General features: G+C 42.6%; 21 protein-coding genes. 11 read left to right on the forward strand and 10 right to left on the reverse strand.

What is annotated here, in order from left to right; translation table 11 throughout:
* Window positions 1-59 precede the first annotated feature (59 nt).
* The 5 genes from LKX84_RS06165 to LKX84_RS06185 all read left to right on the forward strand — a co-directional run bounded on the left by LKX84_RS06165 (window position 60) and on the right by LKX84_RS06185 (window position 2,959).
* Window positions 60-863, forward strand: a complete 804-nt coding sequence (locus tag LKX84_RS06165) for a helix-turn-helix domain-containing protein (protein ID WP_228236261.1) — start codon at window positions 60-62, stop codon at window positions 861-863.
* Window positions 864-946: 83 nt separating this feature from the next.
* On the forward strand, window positions 947-1,492 hold the full coding sequence (locus LKX84_RS06170; protein ID WP_228236262.1) for a cupin domain-containing protein: 546 nt from the start codon (window positions 947-949) through the stop codon (window positions 1,490-1,492).
* A gap of 166 nt (window positions 1,493-1,658) precedes the next feature.
* Window positions 1,659-2,138 carry a DUF2975 domain-containing protein gene (locus LKX84_RS06175; RefSeq protein WP_228236263.1) on the forward strand — a complete coding sequence of 160 codons (480 nt, stop codon included), beginning with the start codon at window positions 1,659-1,661 and terminating at the stop codon, window positions 2,136-2,138.
* Window positions 2,139-2,141: 3 nt separating this feature from the next.
* Window positions 2,142-2,357, forward strand: coding sequence for a helix-turn-helix domain-containing protein (locus LKX84_RS06180; protein WP_228236264.1), 216 nt, complete (start codon window positions 2,142-2,144; stop codon window positions 2,355-2,357).
* 176 nt (window positions 2,358-2,533) lie between these two features.
* The gene (locus LKX84_RS06185; protein ID WP_228236265.1) at window positions 2,534-2,959 is read left to right on the forward strand and encodes a hypothetical protein; all 426 of its coding nucleotides are present in this window, start codon (window positions 2,534-2,536) and stop codon (window positions 2,957-2,959) included.
* Window positions 2,960-3,035: 76 nt separating this feature from the next.
* On the opposite strand, the gene LKX84_RS06190 is transcribed toward LKX84_RS06185, so the two are convergent.
* The 4 genes from LKX84_RS06190 to LKX84_RS06205 all read right to left on the reverse strand — a co-directional run bounded on the left by LKX84_RS06190 (window position 3,036) and on the right by LKX84_RS06205 (window position 7,021).
* A complete protein-coding gene (locus tag LKX84_RS06190; protein WP_228236266.1) occupies window positions 3,036-3,881 on the reverse strand; it encodes a pseudouridine synthase in 846 nt (281 codons plus the stop codon).
* 62 nt (window positions 3,882-3,943) lie between these two features.
* Window positions 3,944-4,849, reverse strand: a complete 906-nt coding sequence (locus tag LKX84_RS06195; protein ID WP_228236267.1) for a geranylgeranylglycerol-phosphate geranylgeranyltransferase — start codon at window positions 4,847-4,849, stop codon at window positions 3,944-3,946.
* 10 nt (window positions 4,850-4,859) lie between these two features.
* The gene (locus LKX84_RS06200) at window positions 4,860-5,798 is read right to left on the reverse strand and encodes a mevalonate kinase (protein WP_228236268.1); all 939 of its coding nucleotides are present in this window, start codon (window positions 5,796-5,798) and stop codon (window positions 4,860-4,862) included.
* Window positions 5,799-5,935: 137 nt separating this feature from the next.
* The gene (locus LKX84_RS06205) at window positions 5,936-7,021 is read right to left on the reverse strand and encodes a diphosphomevalonate/mevalonate 3,5-bisphosphate decarboxylase family protein (RefSeq protein ID WP_228236269.1); all 1,086 of its coding nucleotides are present in this window, start codon (window positions 7,019-7,021) and stop codon (window positions 5,936-5,938) included.
* A 90-nt stretch (window positions 7,022-7,111) separates the two neighbouring features.
* Here LKX84_RS06205 and LKX84_RS06210 point away from each other — a divergent pair, with 90 nt between their 5' ends.
* Window positions 7,112-7,588 (forward strand): TspO/MBR family protein, encoded by a 477-nt coding sequence (locus LKX84_RS06210; RefSeq protein WP_228236270.1) that lies wholly within the window; start codon window positions 7,112-7,114, stop codon window positions 7,586-7,588.
* Here the strand turns inward: LKX84_RS06210 and LKX84_RS06215 are convergent.
* Window positions 7,578-8,114 carry a DUF1697 domain-containing protein gene (locus LKX84_RS06215; RefSeq protein WP_228236271.1) on the reverse strand — a complete coding sequence of 179 codons (537 nt, stop codon included), beginning with the start codon at window positions 8,112-8,114 and terminating at the stop codon, window positions 7,578-7,580. The genes LKX84_RS06210 and LKX84_RS06215 overlap by 11 nt on opposite strands.
* 62 nt (window positions 8,115-8,176) lie before the next feature.
* On the opposite strand from LKX84_RS06215, the gene glpK reads away from it, so the two are divergent.
* Window positions 8,177-9,673: a glycerol kinase GlpK gene (gene glpK / locus LKX84_RS06220; protein ID WP_228236272.1), complete on the forward strand. Its 1,497-nt coding sequence runs from the start codon at window positions 8,177-8,179 to the stop codon at window positions 9,671-9,673.
* A 24-nt stretch (window positions 9,674-9,697) separates the two neighbouring features.
* Window positions 9,698-10,426, forward strand: a complete 729-nt coding sequence (locus tag LKX84_RS06225; protein ID WP_228236273.1) for an MIP/aquaporin family protein — start codon at window positions 9,698-9,700, stop codon at window positions 10,424-10,426.
* Between the two features lie 2 nt (window positions 10,427-10,428).
* Here the strand turns inward: LKX84_RS06225 and LKX84_RS06230 are convergent, their stop codons facing one another.
* Window positions 10,429-11,700 carry an NAD(P)/FAD-dependent oxidoreductase gene (locus LKX84_RS06230; RefSeq protein WP_228236274.1) on the reverse strand — a complete coding sequence of 424 codons (1,272 nt, stop codon included), beginning with the start codon at window positions 11,698-11,700 and terminating at the stop codon, window positions 10,429-10,431.
* A complete protein-coding gene (locus LKX84_RS06235; protein ID WP_228236275.1) occupies window positions 11,700-12,452 on the reverse strand; it encodes a glycerophosphodiester phosphodiesterase in 753 nt (250 codons plus the stop codon). The genes LKX84_RS06230 and LKX84_RS06235 overlap by 1 nt, the downstream gene beginning before the upstream one ends.
* Window positions 12,453-12,638: 186 nt before the next feature.
* On the opposite strand from LKX84_RS06235, the gene LKX84_RS06240 reads away from it, so the two are divergent.
* Window positions 12,639-13,058, forward strand: coding sequence for a hypothetical protein (locus LKX84_RS06240; RefSeq protein WP_228236276.1), 420 nt, complete (start codon window positions 12,639-12,641; stop codon window positions 13,056-13,058).
* Between the two features lie 50 nt (window positions 13,059-13,108).
* On the opposite strand, the gene LKX84_RS06245 is transcribed toward LKX84_RS06240, so the two are convergent.
* The 3 genes from LKX84_RS06245 to LKX84_RS06255 form a co-directional block, all read right to left on the reverse strand.
* Window positions 13,109-14,980, reverse strand: a complete 1,872-nt coding sequence (locus tag LKX84_RS06245; protein WP_228236277.1) for an alpha-amylase family glycosyl hydrolase — start codon at window positions 14,978-14,980, stop codon at window positions 13,109-13,111.
* A complete protein-coding gene (locus LKX84_RS06250; protein WP_228236278.1) occupies window positions 14,977-17,283 on the reverse strand; it encodes a glycoside hydrolase family 65 protein in 2,307 nt (768 codons plus the stop codon). The genes LKX84_RS06245 and LKX84_RS06250 overlap by 4 nt, the downstream gene beginning before the upstream one ends.
* A 61-nt stretch (window positions 17,284-17,344) precedes the next feature.
* The gene (locus LKX84_RS06255) at window positions 17,345-18,364 is read right to left on the reverse strand and encodes a LacI family DNA-binding transcriptional regulator (protein WP_228236279.1); all 1,020 of its coding nucleotides are present in this window, start codon (window positions 18,362-18,364) and stop codon (window positions 17,345-17,347) included.
* Between the two features lie 373 nt (window positions 18,365-18,737).
* Between LKX84_RS06255 and LKX84_RS06260 the strand changes: the two genes are divergently transcribed.
* The gene (locus LKX84_RS06260; RefSeq protein ID WP_228236280.1) at window positions 18,738-21,821 is read left to right on the forward strand and encodes a SusC/RagA family TonB-linked outer membrane protein; all 3,084 of its coding nucleotides are present in this window, start codon (window positions 18,738-18,740) and stop codon (window positions 21,819-21,821) included.
* A gap of 11 nt (window positions 21,822-21,832) precedes the next feature.
* Window positions 21,833-23,461, forward strand: coding sequence for a RagB/SusD family nutrient uptake outer membrane protein (locus LKX84_RS06265; protein ID WP_228236281.1), 1,629 nt, complete (start codon window positions 21,833-21,835; stop codon window positions 23,459-23,461).
* The last annotated feature ends 46 nt before the right edge of the window (window positions 23,462-23,507 follow it).

A 23,507-nucleotide genomic window follows, 5' to 3' on the forward strand; every position in this document is an offset into this window, starting at 1 on the left:
TGCATAGTCAGATGTAAAAGTTAGGCAATTGCATATGCCAACTTCGCTAAAATTGAAAAATGAAGCCAGATTCAGTCCACATCACACAAATCATCCACGAAAACACTTTAAAAGAAAAGCAAGACCATTATGCCGTCTGTTGGATCAAAAATGAAGTGAAATGGATAGAAATCAACCATGTGAAGTACAAAAATGTATCCAACTCCATTTTCTTCCTTGACCCCAAAACAACATGGAAAATCAAAAAGAAGGACGGTTCCACTTCCTGTGGTTACATTTTATATCTGGACAATGAGGTCTTGAACCATCCCTTATTGAGCAATTTGCATATCAATCAGGTTAGGATCTTTAATGCTGGTGAAATTCCATTGTTTAAGCTGAGTCCGGGGATAGAGAAAAGAACTCAGGCCATTTTGGAGATGATCGATGAGCTTTTGGGCTCTCCTTTAAATCATAAAGACGATGCCATCCTGTCTTTGCTGAATACATTTTTTGTGTACTGCGATGGGCAGTGCAATATCAAATCCGTGGCTTCCAATTCCGATTCCAAGACCAATGTGGTCTACAATTTTAAAACGTTGGTGGACAAGCATGTGGTTGAATATCATGAAGTGGCCGAATATGCCGATTTGCTCAACATATCCCCCAAATATTTGAATGAATGTGTGAAGGATGTGTTGAACGTGGGTTCCAAAAGTATCATCATCGAGCAATTGCTGATGCGATCCAGGCATGCCCTTAAATTTTCGAGCAAGACCATTAAGGAAATCAGTTTTGAGCTGGGTTTTACCTCTCCCGATTATTTCAGTTATTTTTTCAAAACGCATACCGGAATCACCCCTTCCACCCTCAGAAACGGATAATTACTCCCAAAATCTAGGATAATACCGTGATTTTCACATTGCCGAATTCTTTGGGCAGATATAATTTGGGACAAACTTAAATTATGGACAGAAAGAAATTCATCAAGACTTCGGGGGCTGGCTTGGGTCTGGCCCTAATTCCGGGATTGGTTCAGGGACAAATGAAAACTGCAAAACCAAGCTCGGTGGAACCCATGGAGCCTAAAATCATCAAAGGAGAGGATGGTATCGTCCTGAATGTTTTGGGTGATATTCAAACTCACAAACTCATCGGGGCTGAAACCGGTAGTCAAATCGTTGAATGGGTAAGCAACGTGGAACCCGGTGTTGGTATTCCACCTCATATACACACCAAGGAGGATGAAATTTTTAGGGTGATAGAAGGAGAAGTGGAAATTATGGTCGGGGGAAAAACAACTCTTTTAAAAGCGGGGGATATTGCCTTTGCCCCAAGGGATGTTCCACACGCCTGGACAGTTGTGGGAACGGAAAAGGCCAAAATGATCGCTTCGGCTTTTCCTGCGGGTATTGAGATCATGTTCGAAGAATTGGCCACCTTACCAGCTGGTCCACCGGATTTTGCCAAGGTGGCCGAAATTTGCGCAAAACAGGGTATCAGTTTCGTTTAATATAACAACAAAATATAGTAGAATGGTTCGGGTGAAAGCTCGGACCATTTTTTATTAAAGCAAATCCATATTTTTTGAGTTGGAGAAATTATTTATTATACAATACTATTTTTTTATTGTTTTTCAATAATTTATTTATCTTTGAAGCATCAAAATAATAATGATAATGAAAAAGATGTCCATTGTATTTCTTCAGGGAATAGTTGTGCTCATTGGAGTTTTGGCCCTATTCCTTTTGGTCCGATTTCCGATGTTGGAAGGAAGGGCCCAGAATCTGGATTTGCTTAGCATTTACACCGACCCTTTCATTTTGTACGGATATGCCTCCTCCATCGCTTTTTTTATAGCTCTATACAAAGCATTCAAACTGCTTGGGTATATCGCCCAGGAAAAACTGTTCTCCACCAACTCCATCAAAACGTTGAGAAGCATTCGCTATTGCGCCATTGCTTCAGGCATCCTAATTGTATTGGCTGGAATTTACATCATGATTTTTCATCATAAAGATGACGACCCTGCTGGTTTTTTGGGCATGTGCATCCTCACCACTTTTATCTGTATCGCAGTAGCAACGGCCATAGTCGTATTGGAAAGAATTTTGCAAAATGCCGTGGACATGAAATCTGAAAACGACCTAACCATTTAAGCTATGCCGATTGTTGTTAACGTGGATGTGATGATGGCAAAGCGAAAAATGTCATTGAACGAACTTTCAGAAATTGTGGGCCTCACCTTATCTAACCTTTCCATTTTAAAAACAGGAAAGGCCAAGGCCATACGCTTTAGTACCTTGGAAGCCATTTGCAAGGCCCTGGACTGCCAGCCTGGGGATATTTTGGAATATGTTAGTGACATTGAACAATAATGGATCACCTTAAATTAATGCTTTCCTCTAACGTCAAATGACGCAATTGATCTTTAGGCAAATACTTTATTGTCAACCCATTTTGGGTATTAGGGAATTGTCTGTGAAATTGTAATCTGAAATAGACTATCTTCAAGTATCGGTCTATATCAGAGAAACGAATCATATCTTTAATTATGACAAAACTTTATCTAGCACTTTTCATTGCAATGATTTTTTGTTCTTGCAAGCAAAAACCCCCTAGCAAAGAATACGTAAATCCAGTAGGAATTCAAAAAGATTCCATTTTGGAATTTTGTCTGTTTAATGCAACGGATTTTGATTTAAACAACATCACAATCGGATTACCCGATACCGTTTTGACATATAAGAAGGTGGAAAAATATTCTCGAACGGAATGGATAAAAGTCGGCACGGCTTATAATTATGGATTTGTAAGGTTCTTTGATATAAAAAACCGAAAGTATTACCACCAACCCATAGATTATGTTGGAGAAACTTTGTGGAAAAAAGGAAAAATGAAATTCATAGTCAAATCTGTGGACTCCATAAATGGATATTTTGATATGGTATCCATATATGATTCAATCAATTATAACTAAAGCTCACACTGGATATAGTCTATTATTAGTTCAATGTTAAGCCACTAAAAGCAATCCCAAAAATCTTCCTGCAGAATTACTTAATATTCTTCAAATTGATTACCTCTTGCTCGGTCAAATGGCGCCAGTGTCCCCTTGGTAGATCCTTTTTGGTAAGTCCAGCAAAGATCACACGGTCCAGTTTGGTCACTTCGTAACCCAAATGTTCAAAGATGCGACGTACAATACGGTTACGACCACTATGGATTTCAATACCCAATTCCCTTTTGGGAGCCCCTTGTACAAAACTGATGCTGTCCACCTCGATTGGACCATCTTCCAACTCCAGACCGGCTTCAATTTTATGAAGATCGGCAACGCTCAAGCTTTTGTCCAAATGCACATGGTAGATCTTGCGCACGCCATGTTTGGGATGGGTAAGCTTTTTGGTCAAGTCGCCATCATTGGTGAAGAGCAACAAGCCCATAGTATTCCGGTCTAAACGTCCAACGGGCAACAAACGGGCGTTACTGGCACTGGAAATCAATTCCATTACAGTGCGTCTACCCTTTTCATCGCTGGTGGTGGTGATAAAGTTTTTGGGTTTGTTCAGCAGGATGTATTCCTTCTTCTCCAAACTGAGCCTTTTGCCATCAAAACGCACATCATCGGAACGTTTTACTTTGTAACCCATTTCGGTGACAGGCTTTCCATTTACTGTCACATTTCCGGCAGCAATATAGGTATCCGCTTCCCTACGCGAACAAATACCTGCATTGGCAATGTATCGGTTCAAACGGACTTCATCTGGATTGGATTTTTTTGGCGGAGCAGCCTTTTTGGGTTGTGGGGCAAATTTTTTGCCCTGTGGCTTTTGGGAATTACCTCCTTCACGGCTGTTTCTGGCCGGTTTACCTTTTCGGTTATTGTCTGATTTCATCATCAGTCATCAATTTTTTGCAAATGTAGTCTTTTTCAGGTCCAAAAAACCTCGGGGACAAATAATTAGAGAATCCGGTTCAGCACCACATCCACATTGATCAATAGAATACTGACCACCCCTGCCACAATGATGAATTTTAGAATATTGTGAAGCCAAACGTAGTGCTTTTTGCCTTCGGCCTTCCAGAGCAAAACCAGAAAAATGATCAGCAAGATAATGCTGGCCGCAAAGTAGAGATACATGTACCCAACATCAAAAGTCTTGATCAACAGGAATGCGGGCACAAGGGTCAAAAGTATCAATAGAGTAATGAACATTTTTGATGTCCTCGGGCCATAAATAATGGGAATGGTCCGGTAGTTCTGGGCCATATCGCCGGCCATACTCTCCATATCCTTGATCATTTCCCGGGCCAATATCAAAAGGAAAAGAAAAAGGGCATGCACAAAAATGACCGTTTTAAAATTGTGGTAATACACGAACACCACAAAAAAGGGTGCAATGGCCAAAGTGGCCGAAACGAGGTTGCCCAAAAAGGGTATCCGTTTAAGTCGATGCGAATAATACCAAATTCCAAAAATATAGGCCGAAAAGAACAGCACGGCCCTAAACGAAATGTAACTGGCCGCGAATACCGCCAAAAAATTCAGTATAAAATAGGTGGTCAATTTAAAGTTCTGGCTCACCAAGCGGTCCAACATACTTTTGGTGGGTTTGTTGATCAGATCTTTCTCGGCATCGTAAAAATTGTTGATGATATAGCCACTTGCAATAACGAGGGCCGAAGCGGTAACGATCAAAAAAAGATTGAGGTCGAAAATTACCTTCCGTAAGGGTATTTCCGGCGCCAAAATGTAGATGGATGCCAAATATTGGGCCAGGGTGATGACCAAAATGTTGTACCCGCGAACCACGGAAAACAGACTCAATAGCTTAAAAAGCAGGAGTTTGTTTTTTCTACTAAGCATGGGATTGCTTTTAGAAGTTGTACACCACCTCTAGGTTATAATCTTTCAGTGCTTTTTTGGCCTTGTCCAAATCCTCGGTGAAGCCCAAAATATAACCTCCGCCTCCTGAACCGCAAAGTTTTAGGTAGTAATCATTGGTTTCGATTCCCTGTTGCCAAAGTTGATGGAACTTGGCAGGAATCATCGGTTTGAAGTGATCCAAGACCACGTGGGAAAGTTGTTTCAGGTTCCCGAAAAGGGATTTGATGTTCCCGTTCAAGAAATCCTCCACGCAGGCATCGGTATGTTTGATGAACTGGTTCTTGACCATGTTACGGAAACCTTCCTGCTTCATTTTTTCCATGAAAATCTGAACCATGGGGGCTGTTTCACCGGTGATTCCGCTATCCAACAAAAACACGGCACCCTTGCCATTGGTATTTTGGGAAGGAATACTGGTAGATTCGATATTATCTTGGGAATTGATCAGAATGGGCAAGCTCAAATAGCTGTTCAAAGGATCCAATCCGGAAGATTTTCCGTGGAAAAACGATTCCATTTTACCGAAAATCCTTTTTAGCTGCAGCAATTTGTCGCGGGTCAAATTTTCAAGAACGGTGATTTTGTCCTTGGCGTAACGGTCGTAGATTGCAGCCACCAAAGCACCGCTACTCCCAATTCCGTATCCTTGTGGAATGGAACTGTCAAAGTACATGCCATTGGCGATGTCGGCTTCCATAGCTTCCATATCAAAGGAAACCAATGCCTCATCATCCTTTTCCAAATTTTTCAAATATCCGGCGAAAGCTTTCAAGCTTGCATTGGATTTTTGGGCCATTTCCGAGGGATTGTTATCCCATTTCAAGGCTCCTTTGAAAAAATTATAGGGAATGGAAAGTCCTTTGGAATCTTTGATGATACCGTACTCCCCGAAAAGCAAAATTTTAGAATAGAACAGTGGACCTTTCATACGCTTACACTAAGATACAAACTATTTTGTTTAATTTTTTAAAAAATACGATAAACAAAACAATTTGCTCTTTCAAATGGAACTCTTTGACAAAAAGCAACGCAAAGAACGTAAAAAAAGTGCTTACCGTCTCAGTTTTAGCTATTTATTTTTTGGGCACCAAGGCCTACACGGTCGTGGATGTAATGGCCATTTTCACAGTGCTTGGCCAATTGGTCATCAATAAATTGATGGACCCTTTCCTTCACATGATCGGGGTAAAGCAAATGCACATTGGCACCTGCATCCAAAGTGAAACAAACAGGCACCTTTGTAGCCTCCCTATATTTCCAAATTTTATGGATAATTTCTAGGGTTGCTGGTTTCATCAACATAAAATAGGGCATGCTGGTCATCATCATGGCGTGTAAAATCAGTGCCTCGCTCTCCACTAATTTGATGAACCCTTCCAAATCCCCATGGGCAAAAATGGGTTTCAGGGCATCCATATTTTGCAATGCCTGTTCAAATCGGTTCCTGGCATAAGGGTGTCCATGCATCAATTGGTGGCCCACGGTACTGCTTACCTGTTTTTCCCCTTTGTGCACCAACAATATGGTGTCTTGGAAGGTTGTGAATACCTCATCCACTACAAATGGATAGGGAACCCCGAACAGATCGGAACTTCCAGGGATATGGTCATGTACCCCAAACTCGATCAACGGACCTTCAACACTCCTACAAGCACTTCCTGATCCCAATCGGGCTAAAAATGAGGCTTTTGTATTAAAAAATGTCTGATCCATTTCGGGCACCATCATTTTTTCGATGTCCATCAAACACAGGGAAAGGGCCGCCATACCACTGGCAGAACTGGCAATACCGCTACTGTGGGGAAACGAATTTGAGGTTTCTATGGTAAAATGATAGTCCTTCAGAAAGGGCAAATAGGCCTCCACCCGCTCAAAAAAAGTAACAATCTTCGGTTTAAAATCTTCTTTGGGTTTCCCTTCAAAAAGCAGCTCAAAAGAAAAATCCCCTGTGTTTTTCTTCTTATCAAAAGTGATGGTTGTGGTGGTAGCACAGGTATCCAACGTAAAGCTGATGGAGGGATTGGCAGGGATCTGTATCGGTCTTTTACCCCAATATTTCACCAAGGCGATGTTACTAGGTGCTTTCCAGGTGGATGTGCCCTTTTGGGGCAAATTCTCATAGTTTTTGGGCAGAAAATCTTTTTCCGTCATGAAACCAAGTTTGGGCAAATATAAGGTGTGACGTCCGTACTGGATATCGGATTCAAATAAATTCTTATTTTAGATGCACATGTACCAACCATGAAAAAAAGAATCGTTTACATAACCATAAGCGTTGCCGTTTGTCTTTTGATCGGTTTTTTGTCGAGCATTGCTACACAGAGTTCGGTGAACGATTGGTACTTGACCTTGAACAAACCTGGATTTACGCCACCCAATTCCCTATTTGCTCCCGTTTGGACCATACTTTACATTTTGATGGGGGTTTCCGCCGGAATTGTTTGGTCCAAGGGGTATCATCACATTTGGGTTAAAACGGCGCTGTACCATTTTGTGTTCCAATTGTTGTTCAATGCGTTGTGGAGCATTGTGTTTTTTGGCCTTAAAAACCCTTTGTTGGGATTGATTGTCATTTTGATATTACTGTCCCTTATCATGCTCACCATCAAATGGTTCCGTATCATTAGCAAACCAGCTGCCCTGCTTTTGGTGCCCTACTTGCTTTGGGTTGCCTTTGCCTCGGCGCTCAACTACAAAATTTGGGAGCTCAATCCTTAGCGGTCATTTCCAAAAGCTTTTGCATCGTTTTTAAATTCCGGGTGGTTGCCTCTACTTTGAGCTTACGTTCTATCAAGTTATTGTTGAGTTTGGCATTTCCATATCCCTTTTTGCAGACCAGATAAACGCATTGATCCGTGATGTGAAAATCCTCGTTGTCGAACTTCTGCTCCTTGAACTGGTCCACTAAACTTTTTTCAGGAGGATTTTTCAAGAGCACAAAATACAGTCTGTTCTCTTCCTCATCCGCAAACGGATTGTTTTTTAAAATGGATTCAACCGCTTCCCGAGTAATTGCCAAGGTCGGCACATCAAATCCGAAATCCTTCAAAATAACGGCGTGCACAACATCCTGAATTTTCTCCTTTCCATTAATATCAGTATCGAAAATGACATTCCCGCTTTGGATGTAAGTCTGTACATTTTGCAACCCAACATGCTCCAAAGAAGCTCGGAGTTCGGTCATTTTTATCTTATGGTGACTTCCCAAATTGATGCCCCTTAACAATGCGATATAGGTATTCATGTTATTTTGGATTCGTTTCTAGAAGTAATTTTAGTAAATTCAAGCGCACTTAAATTAACAAAATGAGCAAATATATCCTTGCTTTGGACCAAGGTACCACAAGTTCCCGTGCCGTGGTCTTCGACCAAAAGGGTACCATCATATCCGTAGCACAAAAAGAATTCACCCAAATATTCCCAAAACCCGGTTGGGTTGAGCACGATCCCAATGAAATTTGGGCCACTCAAGCCGGTATGGCAGCAGAAGCGGTCAGCAAAAAAGGGTTAAAGGCCGAACAAATGGCCGCCATCGGCATCACCAACCAACGGGAAACCGTTGTAGTTTGGGACAGAAAGACCAGTGAGCCTATTTACAACGCCATCGTTTGGCAAGATAAGCGGACTGCTTCCTATTGTGATGAGTTGAAACGACAGGGGAAATCGGATATGATCCGGGAAAAAACAGGCTTGGTCATCGATTCCTATTTTTCAGGGACCAAGGTGAAATGGATTTTGGACAATGTGGAAGGTGCCAGAGAAAAAGCGGATGCAGGAGAACTTGCCATGGGGACCATCGACTCATGGCTTATTTGGAAAATGACAGATGGTAATCTTCATATTACCGATGTGACCAATGCATCCCGAACTTTGTTGTTCAATATCAATACGATGGATTGGGACGAAACGCTTTTGGAACTGTTGACTGTTCCGAGGAACATGCTCCCTGAAGTGAAACAATCCAGTGAGGTCTACGGACATACCTGCCCCAATTTCTTTGCCTCCAAAATTCCCATTGCGGGAATTGCAGGGGACCAGCAGGCAGCCCTTTTCGGTCAAATGTGCACCAAAAAAGGGATGGTCAAGAATACGTATGGCACCGGTTGTTTTATGTTGATGAACATTGGCGAACAGCCCATCGTTTCCAAAAATAATTTATTGACCACCGTGGCCTGGAAAATCAATGGGAAGACCCACTATGCATTGGAGGGAAGTATTTTCATTGCAGGAGCTGTTGTGCAATGGCTGCGCGATAGTTTAAAAATCATCAAAAACTCTTCTGAAGTAGAAAAATTGGCGAGTTCGGTGGACAGTTCCGAAGGTGTGTATTTTGTTCCCGCCTTTGCCGGGCTCGGTGCCCCCCACTGGAACCAACATGCACAAGGCACCCTATTTGGACTTACCCGCGGCAGTACGGATGCCCATATTGCAAGGGCCGCCTTGGAATCCATCGCCTACCAGACCATGGACATTCTAAAAGCCATGGAGGCAGATTCCGGGATTTCCATAAAAGAATTACGGGTTGATGGAGGCGCCACGGTAAATGATATGCTGATGCAATTTCAAGCCGATGTATTGAATACGGTTACGGTACGACCAAAGATCGTGGAGACCACGGTCATGGGGGCGGCCTATTTGGCAGGATTAGCGGTCGGATTTTGGGAAAGTCCAGAAGAAATTCAGGATATCTGGCAAACCGATGCACATTTTAATCCGTCAGAACAACGTGAAGAGATCGACAAAGGTATCCAAGGATGGTATCGCGCCATCAAAGCTTTGGAATATTGGACCGAACATCCTTAAATCAATTCAAAAACAAACTAACATATGACTCCATTTGTTGCAGAGATCGTGGGCACTTTTTTGCTCATTTTATTGGGATGTGGTGTAAACGCCAACGTCTCCCTACAAAAAACATACGGAAATGGTTCCGGTTGGATGGTGATCACCACTGGATGGGCCTTTGCGGTTTTCACGGGCGTTGTGGTTGCTGGGCCATTTAGTGGTGCCCACCTCAATCCAGCTGTAACTATTGGATTGGCTGTTGCTGGAGAATTTCCCATAGATGCGGTACCTAGCTACATTTTGGCACAGTTCATAGGGGCCATGCTCGGGGCGTTTTCCGTTTGGCTCATGAACAAGGAACATTTTGATGCCACTGAAAACGGTGATGCCAAAAGGGGCGTTTTTTGTAATGCTCCCGCCATTCCGAATACTTTCCTGAATCTGCTGACCGAGATTCTCGGAACCTTTGTACTGGTTTTTGCCGTGCTCTATTTTACGGATGCCATGCTTGCTTCGGACAACACCATTATTGGATTAGGTTCTTTGGGGGCATTACCAGTTGCCCTGATTGTTTGGGGAATCGGTCTTTCATTGGGAGGCACCACGGGTTACGCCATCAATCCAGCTCGGGATATGGGCCCACGGATCATTCATGCTTTAGTGCCCATTAAAAACAAGGGAAGTAATGGTTGGGGCTATTCTTGGATTCCAGTGGTTGGACCTATTTTGGGTGCGATTTTGGCCGCTGGCATAGCTATGGTTTTGCAATAAGATTATTCAGAGGATGCAATGGCCTGGGCCGCCAAATAGGCCCCTGTCCAGGCATTTTGAAAGTTGAAGCCACCTGTTATGGCATCCACATTGATGATTTCCCCTGCAAAATAAAGGGTCGGGTGGATTCTGCTTTCAAAAGTCTTAAAATTGATTTCCTTGAGGTCTACCCCCCCGGCGGTTACAAATTCTTCCTTGAAAGTACTTTTTCCATCCACTTTAAAAGTGCTTGCAGTGAGTTGTTCTGACAATTTTTGAAGTTTTTCCTTGGTTAGGTCCGCCCATCTATCCTCCTGTCCAATATTTGCTGCCTGCACCAACTTGGCCCATAACCGTTTGGGGATATCCACGGCATGTGTTCGGAGTACTGTTTTTTTGGCATCAACGCCCTTTATTTCGCGTAAATAGGCCTCCATGGATTCCGTGGTGTATTCGGGGGTCCAATTCACTCTTATTCTAAAAGAATAGTGGTAGTCGTTCAGGATGTTTGCCCCCCATGCACTTAACTTCAAAATGGCTGGGCCACTCAGGCCCCAATGGGTAACGAGTACCGGGCCTTCGGACAAAAGAACCGGCTCTTCTTTGGACAAGCTTTTCAACCCGAGCTCTTCCCTGTCAGAAGTGAACATTCTTTTCGGCATTACTTCCAGAGCCGCATGGGTACTCACCCCTTGTATGCCGTTCAATCTTTCATCATTGATGTTAAAAGTGAACAAGGAAGGAGTTGGAGGTACAATCTGATGCCCCATAGCCTGCAATTGTTCCCAAATTTTCGGATTGCTGCCCGTAGTCAACAATAGCCTTTTGGCATAATAGTGCTTGTTCATGGTGGTCACTTGCCAACCTTCATCCACCTTTTGAAACGCCTTTACCGAACTATTTTTCAGCACTTGCACCCCTAATTTACTCGATTCTCCCATCAAGCAATCGATTATGGTCTGGGAGGAGTCGCTTACCGGAAATACACGGCCATCCTCTTCAATTTTTAAGGAAACCCCTCGTTCCTCAAAAAAGGCCATGACATCAATTGGGGCATATTTATGGAATGGACCCAGAAGTTCCTTTTCCCCGCGAGGATAATTTAGGGTCAGTTCCTTGGGGGAAAATTCACCATGGGTGACATTGCAGCGCCCTCCGCCAGAAACCTTTACCTTGGCTAGTACGCTTTTTCCGCGTTCAAATATGGCAATTTTGAGATGTGGAGCCTTTTCAGCAATGTGAATAGCCGCATAAAATCCTGCTGCACCGCCCCCAACGATTATGACATCGAACATTACTTCACGCGTTCAGGATAGTTGGTGATAATACCATCCACCCCGAAAGATTCCACGAGCTGGATGTCTTCGGGTTCGTTGACCGTCCAGGTGTACACCTTAAGGCCTTCATCTTGTATCTTGGCCGTATTCTCCTTCGTCAATGACTTAAAATGGGGGTTTATGGCCACAGCTTTCAATTCTTTGGCTATATCCAGTGCCCGCAAAGGATCTTGGTCGGTAAGAATGGCAATTTGAATATCCTTGTTATATTCTCGCATGACCTTGAGTTCATCCCACTTAAAACTGGAAATCAGAATATTCTCCGGCAACCATCCCTTATCCTCTATGTAATGAGTAACAATTTTGTTAACCCTATCCGCTGTTCCCGCACCCTTCAATTCAATGTTCAAGGCCACTTTATTGTCTATAGTTTTCAGAACATCCTTCAGCTCTGGAATCTTATGATTACCCTCCAAGGTGAGCTGTCTCACCTCTACAATATTGTAGTCCTCAATTTTTCCGCCCCCATTGCTTAGTCTTGATACGTCCTCATCATGGAACACCACAATTTCTCCACTTTTAATTTTGAAGACATCTATTTCAATCATGTCAACACCAAAATCCATTGCTTTTTGAATGGACGCCAAAGTGTTTTCGGTCTCGTGTCCCATGGCTCCCCTGTGTCCAATGACCAATGGTTTTGAATTTTTCATTTGACAACTGCTGAAAATTAAAATGGCAAAAAAAGCCACAATTACATTTCTGTTCATTGTTTGGTTCGTTTTGTTTTTAAAAATACAACTTGAAACCGAATTGAAAGTTGGTTTTAACTTTATAAAATCGCAAAAAAAATAGAGCAAAATGATTATTGCTCAATTATTTGGACCATATTTTAACGATACGTGAATTTTAATTTGATACATTTAACACATCAATAACCAATTAAAACAACTATTATGTTTTCAAAATCCAATTTACTGGCCACTTTGGTGGGAACTATTGTCATGTTTTTCTTGGGGTACCTGATTTGGGGTATCGCCACTGTAGACTTTTTTGGAGAGCATACGCTTGTAAATGTCATGAAAGAGGTTCCCGATCTGGGAATAATAGCGCTTGCCAACCTCATTGCCGTTTTTGCCCTAAGTACTCTCTATGGAAAATGGGCCCGTGGGCACCACTCCATGGGTGAAGGTTTTCAATTTGGTGCTTGGATCGGAGTTTTCGTAGGGATAGGTATGGGCCTTTTGAACTATGGAACAACCGAATGGATGGATTTGACCGGATACATGGCAGAGGCCATACTTGATATTGTCTTTTATGGTATCCTCGGAGCGGTAATTGGGTTTGTCTATCAAAAAACCGCTGCAAAGGCATAAAAATTAATAACCATCTTTATTAAGGGCGGATTAATCGTAATCCGCCTTTTTTATTCAGCCAACCTAAAAATATAAGACTGCAACGGCGCCAATTGAACGGTTATACTGCCTTGTCCATTTTCAATTTTAAGCTTGGGTTCCACTACATGATACAAGACTTCCTGCAATGGATATTCCCTATTCTCCAATTGCCATTTGGCTATTACATCTCCTGGAACCTTTAGGTCAAGAGTGTAGCTTTTTGTCGTATCAAAATTGGATATAATGATGAGCTTTTCGCTATCGGACCAACGCACATAGGAAAGCACCCGATGGTCATAAGTTGCTGTGTGTTCCTTATTATAAAAATGGATTTCCTGGTATTCCCCCATTAAAGCATCACTTTGAATGGTGAAGTTCAACAGCCGTTTATAAAAATCGCGGAGGCCCTTTTCTTCCGAAGAGAGTTGACCGCCATCAAACTTTTTATCGTTCACCCATCTTTGGTGATGTGGCACCCCAATATAATCGAATATGGAAGTTCTAGAAGGTTTCCCAAACCCTGCATCTTCCGCACCGGGCTCTCCCACTTCCTGCCCGAAATAGATCATGGTAGGGGAAGTACTGATCGTGGCTGAAACAACCATGGCGGGTTTGGCAATCTCCGCTTTACCTACAAACTCTGGACTGGCAATCCTTTGTTCATCATGGTTTTCCAAAAAATGGAGCATGTGGTGTTCAATATCGCCCATGCCTTTTTGAACGACGGGAATGTGGTCCGTCCAACCATATCCTTTCATGATATGCTTGATGCTGTCATAAAGCTCTACCTTGTCGTACAGGTAGTCCATCTTGCCTTTAAAAATATAATCTCGGTATAAACTTGGATTGTAAACTTCGGCTAACAAAAAAGCATCGGGATTCTTCATTTTGATATTGGAATTGAGGTAGCTCCAAAATTCCACAGGGACCATTTCGGCCATATCAAAACGGAACCCATCCACTCCAAAATCGAGCCAATACAAGGCTATATCCTTGAACTTGTGCCATGAATCGGGCAGGGTCTTGTCTTTCCAAAATTCATAATGGGCCTGGTAATCCTTACCGCCGAAATCACTTGGCAGTTCCACAAAATCTTTTGTGCCATCTGGCCTGACCCCATAATTGACCTTTACCGTTTCATACCAATCATAAAAATCGGGTTGGGCCAATCGAGATCCATTGCCGGTCCATTTTGCAGGATTTTCTTCAAACTTGGAATCGGCCATTTTATTAGCCTCACCGCCTAAAGGCAAATACCCCTCTTTCCACTCGGGAACTTTGAAAGCTTGACCTGGGATATAATAAAAGTTATTGTTGACGTCGTATTCTTTATTGGCGTCATCTGCCGCACCAAAATCTTCTACGCCATCAGGATTGGTCTTTCCTTCGTAATTGCGAGCCACATGATTGGGAACAATATCGATGATGACCTTCATTCCCGCCTTGTGCGTCCGATCAATGAGCTCCTTGAATTCTTCCAATCGATTTGCAGGGTCCGTGGCCAAATCTGGGTTTACATTGTAGTAATCCTTTACCGCATAGGGAGATCCAGCACGACCCTTCACCACATCCGGGTCATCATTGGAAATGCCAACAGAAGTGTAATCATTGATCAAAGCATGATGGGGCACACCGGTATACCAAATATGGGTAATCCCAAGATCTTTAATTTCCTTAAGGGCTTTCTCGTCGAAATCGGCAAATTTACCCACTCCATTTTCTTCAATGGTTCCCCAAGGTTTGTTGTTGGTATTGGTATTACCGAACAAACGGGTGAACACTTGATAGACAACAGCTTTCTTTTTCATCGGCATCTCAACTTGTTTCTGGTCGGTTTCCTGTTTGCATGAAGATGCGACCCCAAGCACTACCAGAAAAGTGATGAAGCGATTGATTTTCATGCGGTAATTCTTTTTCCCGGAACCAATTCCACAAACTTTCCATTGACCAATATGGCCAACTTTTGGTCACCTGTCACTTCAAAGAAGGTGCCTTTTTTAGAGGCTATAATGGTAACGATCTGGTTCCTGAAATTGACCTTGAACGAAAAGGATTCCCATTGCTCCGGAATCTGGGGCTCAAATGATAAGGTGTCATCCACAATTCTCATGCCTCCAAATCCTTCCACGATGCTCATCCAAGTTCCGGCCATGGAAGTTATATGAAGTCCTTCTTCCACTTCCTTATTGTAATCGTCAAGATCCAAACGAGATGTTCTTAAATAGAAGGTATACGCCTGCTCCATCCTGCCCAATTTGGCCGCTTGAATGCTATGCACGCAAGGAGACAAAGAGGATTCATGGACCGTAAATGGCTCGTAAAAATCGAAATGTCGCTCAAGATTTTCCTTGCTGAAATGATCTTCAAAAAAGTAAAATCCTTGAAGCACATCGGCTTGTTTGATATAAGGTGATCGCAAGATGCGGTCCCAGCTCCATTTTTGGTTGATGGGGCGTTGGGCCTTGCTCAAATCCTGCACTTTGATCATTTCCTTATCCAAAAACCCATCTTGTTGCAAGAACACCTGATGTTTTTCAGAATAGGGAAAATACATATTGGCAGCAACCTTGGCCCAATCCTTGATCTCGGTCTCGGTCAACTTGGTCTTGGCCATGATCCGTTCATGATCATCAGCGTAATCCTCGGCCACTACCCCAATTTGTTCAATGGCATACTCCATACACCATTTGGCCAAGTAATTGGTATACCAGTTATTATTGACGTTGTTCTCATATTCATTGGGACCAGTGACGCCCAACATAACGTATTTCTGTTTCTCTTCCGAAAAATTGACGCGTTGGTGCCAGAATCTAGCAATCCCGATCAACACTTCCAATCCCATTTTAGGGATATAACTGTAATCGCCTGTGAATCGATAGTAATTATAAACGGCAAAAGCAATGGCTCCGTTCCTATGGATTTCCTCGAAAGTGATCTCCCATTCGTTGTGACATTCTTCCCCATTCATGGTTACCATGGGGTATAGGGCGGCCCCGTTGGAAAATCCTAATTTTTCAGCATTCTCAATGGCCTTGGGTAAATGGTTGTACCTGTATTGAAGCAGGTTCCAAGCCACTTGCTGGTTTTTGGTTGCCATGTAGAACGGCAGACAATAAGCTTCGGTATCCCAATAGGTGCTTCCTCCGTATTTTTCACCGGTAAAGCCTTTGGGACCTATGTTCAAACGGGAATCCTTGCCCAAATAGGTTTGGTTCAGTTGAAAGATATTGAAACGGATGCCCTGCTGGGCCTTTACATCTCCTTCAATAGTAATGTCGCTCATCTCCCAAATTTGGCCCCAATCTTCTTTTTGTTTTTGAAGAAGGGCATCAAAACCCAATTCAGTAGCTTTGTTCAAAACCGTGTTGGCAGCATCTGTCAGTTTATCCTTGGGATGGTTTCTATCCACTGCATACCCTCCAAATTTTATTAGGGTGATGGTTTCATTCTTCCCAGCTTGAACCGTATAGGTGTGTCCTACCAAGGTTTCGGATTGTTCAACCTTTGGAGCTTCTTCAATTTTCTCCCCATCTACAAACACTTCGGCCTGCATAAAAGTGCATACCGAAAAATTGGTCTTCATGGTATGGGAATTCACAAAGGCCCTATTTCCTTCGGAAGTAATGTTGGTAATGTTCCAAAATTTATCGGCCCAGTTACTGTCCATGTTTTTGATGCCTCCATCCACATAGGGTGTCAAGGACACTTCCGCATCGCCATTCAACACTTGAAGATTGTACTGAATGGCCCCGGTTTCATCCAAAGAAAGGCTAAGGAAGCGGATCACCTCCACAGCCACTTCGAGTCCATTGGGCATGGTAGCCACAAAGCTGCGTTTGTACCAACCTTCCTTCATATTGAGCTCGCGACGGAAATTTTCCACCTTTTTACAAGTGTTCAGATCCAAAGGCTCTTGGTTGATAGCGATGTTGATCCCGATCCAATTGGGCGCATTGAGCACTTTGGCAAAATATTCGGGGTAGCCATTTTTCCACCATCCCACTCTGGTCTTGTCCGGATAATAGACCCCTGCAATATAACTTCCTTGGAAAGTTTCCCCGGTATAGTATTCTTCAAAATTGGCACGTTGTCCCATGGCCCCATTGCCTATACTGAATAGGCTTTCAGAGGATTTGACCCTTTCATGGTCAAAACCCTCTTCAATAATGGACCAAGAATCGGCTTTTATATAATCCTGATTCATTGATGTTTAAAATCTTGATGAGCTAATGTAAGCATCCTAAAACATATAGGATGGGGCAAACTTAATGAAATATGGAATCCCTAATGACAAGGGTAGGCTCTAAAATTTTGGTCTGGTAGGTTTCTTCCTCTTCTTCGCTTTCCACTTTGTCAATTAGCAACATGGCGGAAACCTCCCCCATTTTTTCGCCATGTTGGGAAACTACGGTAAGGCTAGGATTGGCATATTTGGATAGCAGCCCATCAGTAAAACCAATGAATGCAATATCCTCTGGAATTTTAAGCCCCTTTTGCTGGGCAAGCCTCATACTGTACACGGCGAAGATCTCGTTGACACAAAGTACGGCATCCACCTTGTGGGTGTCAAAAAAGTCCTTTATTCCTTTTTCATCCATTTCCATGGACGGCATTCTTAGAATTTTGGATTCGTCCACTCCCAGTTTACTCTCTTTTAATGCTTTTAGGTATCCCTGGGTACGGGCCTTACTAACACTCAAGTAATCATCGGTGGTAATGAGGGCTATATTCTTTTTACCCTGTTCAATGAATTTTTTGGTTGCCATGTAAGCACCTAGTTCATCATCGATGATGACCTTGTCACAATCTATTTCATTGGTGATCCTATCAAAAAGCACAACCGGAATACCTTGATCGGTCACTTCCTTCAAGTGATTAAAATCCCCTTTTTGTTGTGTTTCGGAGGACAGGGACATGATGAAACCGTCAATACTTCCGTTGGCCAACATTTCCATATTGATGACCTCTTTATCAAAAGATTCTTCGGAAAGACAGACGATCACGTTATACCCTTTGGCATTGGCATATTTTTCTATACCACGTATCACTGTGGTAAAAAAGTGGTGCACAATGTCCGGAATAACCACACCAATGTTCTTGGTACGTTTGTTCTTTAGGCTAATGGCAATGTTATTCGGCTTATAGTTATAGAGCTTGGCAAATGCCTGCACTTTTTCCTTGGTATCCCTACTGATTTCCTCACTGTTCTTAAGTGCTTTGGATACGGTTGAAATAGACACCTCTAACTCCCTGGCAATATCCTTTAAGGTAATCTTTGGTTTCAATGTGGTATAAATTTAGTCCAGATAGAATCAGTGCAGAAAATTACTCAATATTGGAACAAGGGAGTGGAAGAATTTGTCTTTTTAACAAAAATGATGAACTGAACCAAATAAACTTCGCCCCAAATGTTAACACAATCAAAAAATAAAAATCATATATTAGTGCCTATATTAAGGATTTCTCTAAATCGATTCGTTTATTTTGAGATATAGACAAACTAGCTTGAAAAGATTTAGTAACCCTTCATAAATCCAAAGTTATTAACACGAAACCGTTTTCGTAATACATTGCAATATGCTTAAATTTTGATTAACATTATTTTTATATATGTTTAACACTTGAATTAAAATTAACTAAACTTAAAATTAATTATTTATGAAGATTACGCTACTAAAAAGCTTTTTGGTGCTTGGGGCATTTTTATGCTTTGGCATGATAAAGGCTCAGACAGTATCAGGTACCGTTTCTGACTCAAACGGACCTTTGCCAGGGGCAAGCGTATTGGTAAAAGGCACTACCAATGGTACGCAGACCGATTTTGACGGTAATTACACCCTAAACGGCATAGATGGTACAGCTACTTTAGTTTTTAGTTACATCGGTTACAAGACGCAAGAAGTTGCGGCAAACGGCCGATCAACTATTAATGTAACCTTGGAAGAAGACGCACAAGCTTTGGACGAGGTGGTAATCATTGGTTACGGCCAAACAACGATTAAGGATGCGACCGGTGCAGTTGCCGCGGTAACCTCCGAGGAATTTAACGGTGGTGTTATCGCTTCCCCTGAACAATTGATCCAAGGTAAGACCGCGGGTGTTCAGATCACTCAAACAAGTGGTGAGCCCGGTGCAGGAATGAACTTGAGGATTAGGGGTTCCAATTCCATCCGATCTAACAACAACCCTTTGTTCGTTGTGGATGGTATTCCATTGTCCGGTGAATCCACTACTCCTTCCGGCGGGGACGTAATCAATGGTGGTAACGCTACAAGAAACCCATTGAACTTTATCAACCCGAACGACATCGAAAGCATGTCGATCCTTAAAGATGCCTCCGCTACGGCCATCTATGGATCCAGGGGTGCCAATGGTGTTGTGATCATTACCACTAAAAGTGGTAAAGCGGGCAAGAGCGGTGTTTGGGAGTTCAACTCAAACCTAAGCATCTCATCCCCAGCCAACAAGTATGATTTGTTCAACGCAGATGAATTCTTGTCCAACACAGCATCCATTAGAAGTCAAGCCATTGCCGATGGTAGTGATTATGGATATGATACTGATTGGCAAGATTACATAACAAGAACAGTTGCCTCTCAAAATCAAAACCTTTCTTACTCCAGAAATTATGGAAGTGGCAATATTAGGGCAACGTTCTCTTATGGAAAGCAATTTGGTATCATTGAAAAATCAGAACAAGAGCGTATTACAGGAAGGATCAACGCAGGACATAGGTTTTTTGATGATAAATTGAGGTTGAACCTTCAGGCCTCCATCTCAAGGGTTAATGACGCTGCTCCTCCAATTAGTGGTAACTCAGGTGCCAGTGGTAACCTTATTGGTGCGGCCTATTCTGCCAATCCAACATGGCCTGCCAGTCCAGATTTCTTCTTGGAAGGGAACCAATTGAACCCAGCCAACTATTTGGCCAATTATCAAGCAGAGACCCATACCAACCGTGCACTGGTTAATTTTTCTGCGGAATACGATTTCATTCCTGAACTAACTGGTAAAATCAATGTGGGTTATGATGATTCTGAAGCTACAGCATTGACCGCCGTTTCTTCAAACATCAACAACTTTAACCGGGTAACCGGAAATGGGCAGGCGGCATACAACCAATTGAATGCCACCAGTAAACTTTTGGAAGCCACTCTTAACTATAAAAAGGATTTTGACAATTCTTCTTTAGATGTTATTGTGGGTTACTCTTTCCAAGATTTCCAAAGAAAAGGGTTTAACTCCCAAGGATGGCAAGCTTCTTCCACGGAACTAAATCAAATGATGGATGATCTTGTGGAAAATGTGGATAACGTTAGAAACAGTATTAGTGGCGCATACCAACAAGCTGGTTATGCACCCAATGGAAGCTTTATCAACCGTATCATTCCTTTTAGTGATACCGAAAGTCTTCCTGCTGCAGGAGGTGCATATACATCGGTTTGGGTTGATACTTATGACAACACCGATGAATTGCAATCTTTCTTTGCAAGAGCAAACTTTTCCTTGAACGATAAATTCTTGTTCACTGCAACGGTAAGAGCTGACGGTTCTTCAAGATTTGGGGGTGACAACCAATACGGTTACTTCCCTTCTGGAGCCTTTGCCTGGAAACTTAGCGAAGAAGATTTCGTAGGAGATAACATATCAACCTTAAAATTAAGGATTGGTGCCGGTATCACTGGTAACCAAGAAGGTTTGGGTTACGCCAACTATTTAAGAAGGGTACGTTTCTCAGGTCCTGGGATAACTGATGATGGAAACATCAACAGACCAGGTACAGAGACCGTTGCCGTGCAAAACCCTGCCCTTAAATGGGAGTCTACTTTGGACTTGAACATGGGTCTTGATTTTGGTTTCAACAATGACCGTTTCAATGGATCTATCGATGTGTATCGCAAAGAGACCAAAGACCTTTTGTTCAGACAATCTGCTGCAGCACCTGCATTTGACCCATTCGTTTTCAAAAACCTTGAAAATGGAACTGTGATCAACCAAGGTGTGGAATTGGCATTGAACTACGACTTTATCCAATCAACCGATGTTAACTTCTCCTCTTCCTTCAACGTTTCTTACAACAAGAACACCGTGGAAGGTCTTAATGGAACAACCGCCAACTTTGGTGAGTTGAACGGACCAGGTCTATCAGGTGCCTTTGCACAAAGATTGGGCGAAGGAATGTCATTGTTCTCCTTCTACATGGCAGAATATTCTACCGACGCAAACGGAACACCAAACTTTAACCCAGACGAGAAAGTATTCGTAGATAAAGACGGTCTTCCTGATGTGAACGCTGGTCTTTCCTTGAACCTAAGGGTGAAAAATTGGGATGTTTCCACTTATTTCACAGGTCAATTCGGTTTCTATGTGTATAACAACACTGCAAACGCATTCTTGAACAGACCTACTTTTGAAACAACTAGGAACGTTACTCAGGAAAGTTTGGACAAGAACATTAGCCAAGAAGTATCTACCCTTTATTTGGAGAAAGGTGATTTTATCAGGTTCCAGAACGCAACCATTGGGTACAATGTGCCTCTTAGTGGAAACGGAGGGCTAAAATCACTTAGATTGTCCCTAACAGGTCAGAACCTATTATTGTTCACCGATTATAGCGGTCTTGATCCTGAAGTTTCTTCAAGCACTGGTGATTTCGGAACTGGTATTCCTAGTGCCAGTATTGATTACACGGCTTTCCCAAGACCAAGGACTTTCACTTTGGGTATCAACGCCAAATTTTAATAAAAAAAGCAATGAAAAAAGTAATGAAACAATCGAACAAATTTGCAACAATCTCGTTGTTCGTAACTATACTGCTTGCTTCCTGTACCAACTTGGAAGTAGAGCAAACCGATTCCTTACTAGCGGAAGGCTTTACTGGTATACCAACAGCTGATGAGGCTGCCAGTCAGGTTACCGCTATGTACAACAACGTAAATGGATATGTTGGAGACCAAGCTAACCTTTTTGCTTTGAGCGAGGTTACTACTGACGCACTTTTGGTTCCCACCAGAGGTTCTGACTGGGGTGATAATGGTATCTGGAGACAATTGCACCAGCACAGCTGGACCCCAGAACACTCTTACATCCTTAACGTTTGGAACCAATGGAACGAGCTTCAACTTGGAGCTAGTGAGGTTTTGGATTCAAGATCCGCTTCCTCAACTGAATCTATTGGTCATGCAGCTTTCTTGAGAGCATTGGGTGTATTTGTGATTCTTGACAACTTTGGTCAAGTTCCGTTCAGGGACACTCAAAGTGATCCATTGGCCGATCCAGTGGTTTTGACCGGTGAGGATGCAGTTGCCCAAATTTTGGGTGATTTGGATACTGCAGAGAGCAATCTTCCGGCTGCTGCTGCAGGAAGTGACAATAGAAGGGCCACTAAAGCTGCTGCACGCTTTTTAAGGGCTAAAGTGCTTTTGAACAGACATATTTACAATGGATCTGGTAGCGCTGCCGCTTCAGATATGACCGAGGTAATTTCCTTGGTTGATGAAATTGCCGCTGAAGGATATGAGCTTACAGCCGGATATTTTGACCTGTTTACTCCAGATGCCAATAATGAGATGATTTGGTACATTCCAACATCCGTAGGTAACAGAATTTTCAACACCCTTCACTACAACTCTACCGAATTAGGTGGTGGTGGTTGGAATGGATTCAGCACTTTGGCTGAGTTCTACGACCTATTTGAAGGAGATGCGAACAACAACCGTGGACTAAACAATGGAACCTTAAGCGATGGTCAAGAAGAACGTAGAGGTTTTGTACCTCCTGGTGGCGTTGCTTATGATGGTAGTTTTGGTACAGATGACAACAATGATGGTTTTGTAGATGGTTCTAACGTTGGTTATGGTTTCTTGATCGGTCAACAATATGCTGGTAACGGTGCTGCCCTAACTGATAGGGGAAGTAACCCACTTTCTTTCACAAGGGAATTTGTAAGTGCAGTTGATAATCAACCAAGCCTTGTGGACAACAACGAAATCACCGGCATCCGTGTGATCAAATACAATCCAAGAAACGGTGCATTTGCTGAGCACAGTGTTTTCTTCCGTTATTCAGATGCCCACCTGATGAAGGCTGAAGCATTGATGAGAAGCGGTGGAGACCCAACTTCTTTGGTGAACGAGCTAAGGACTATCAGGGGAGCCACTCCTCTAGGTTCTGTTTCTGCTCAAGATCTTATTGATGAAAGAGGAAGGGAATTGTACATCGAAGGATGGAGACGTAACGATATGATTCGTTTTGGACAATATACCAAAGATTGGGAATTTAAGGATGATGCAGCTGTTGGTGATACCAACCGTCATTTGTTCCCTATCCCTTCTACCCAAATTATTCTTAACCCTAATTTGGTTCAGAACCCAGGATATTAATATTATCAAAGTTTAAGTTGTTTTTATAACATGGAAAGGCCACCGA

Origin of the sequence: Allomuricauda sp. M10 (assembly GCF_020782875.1) — a bacterium.
Taxonomy (GTDB): domain Bacteria; phylum Bacteroidota; class Bacteroidia; order Flavobacteriales; family Flavobacteriaceae; genus Flagellimonas.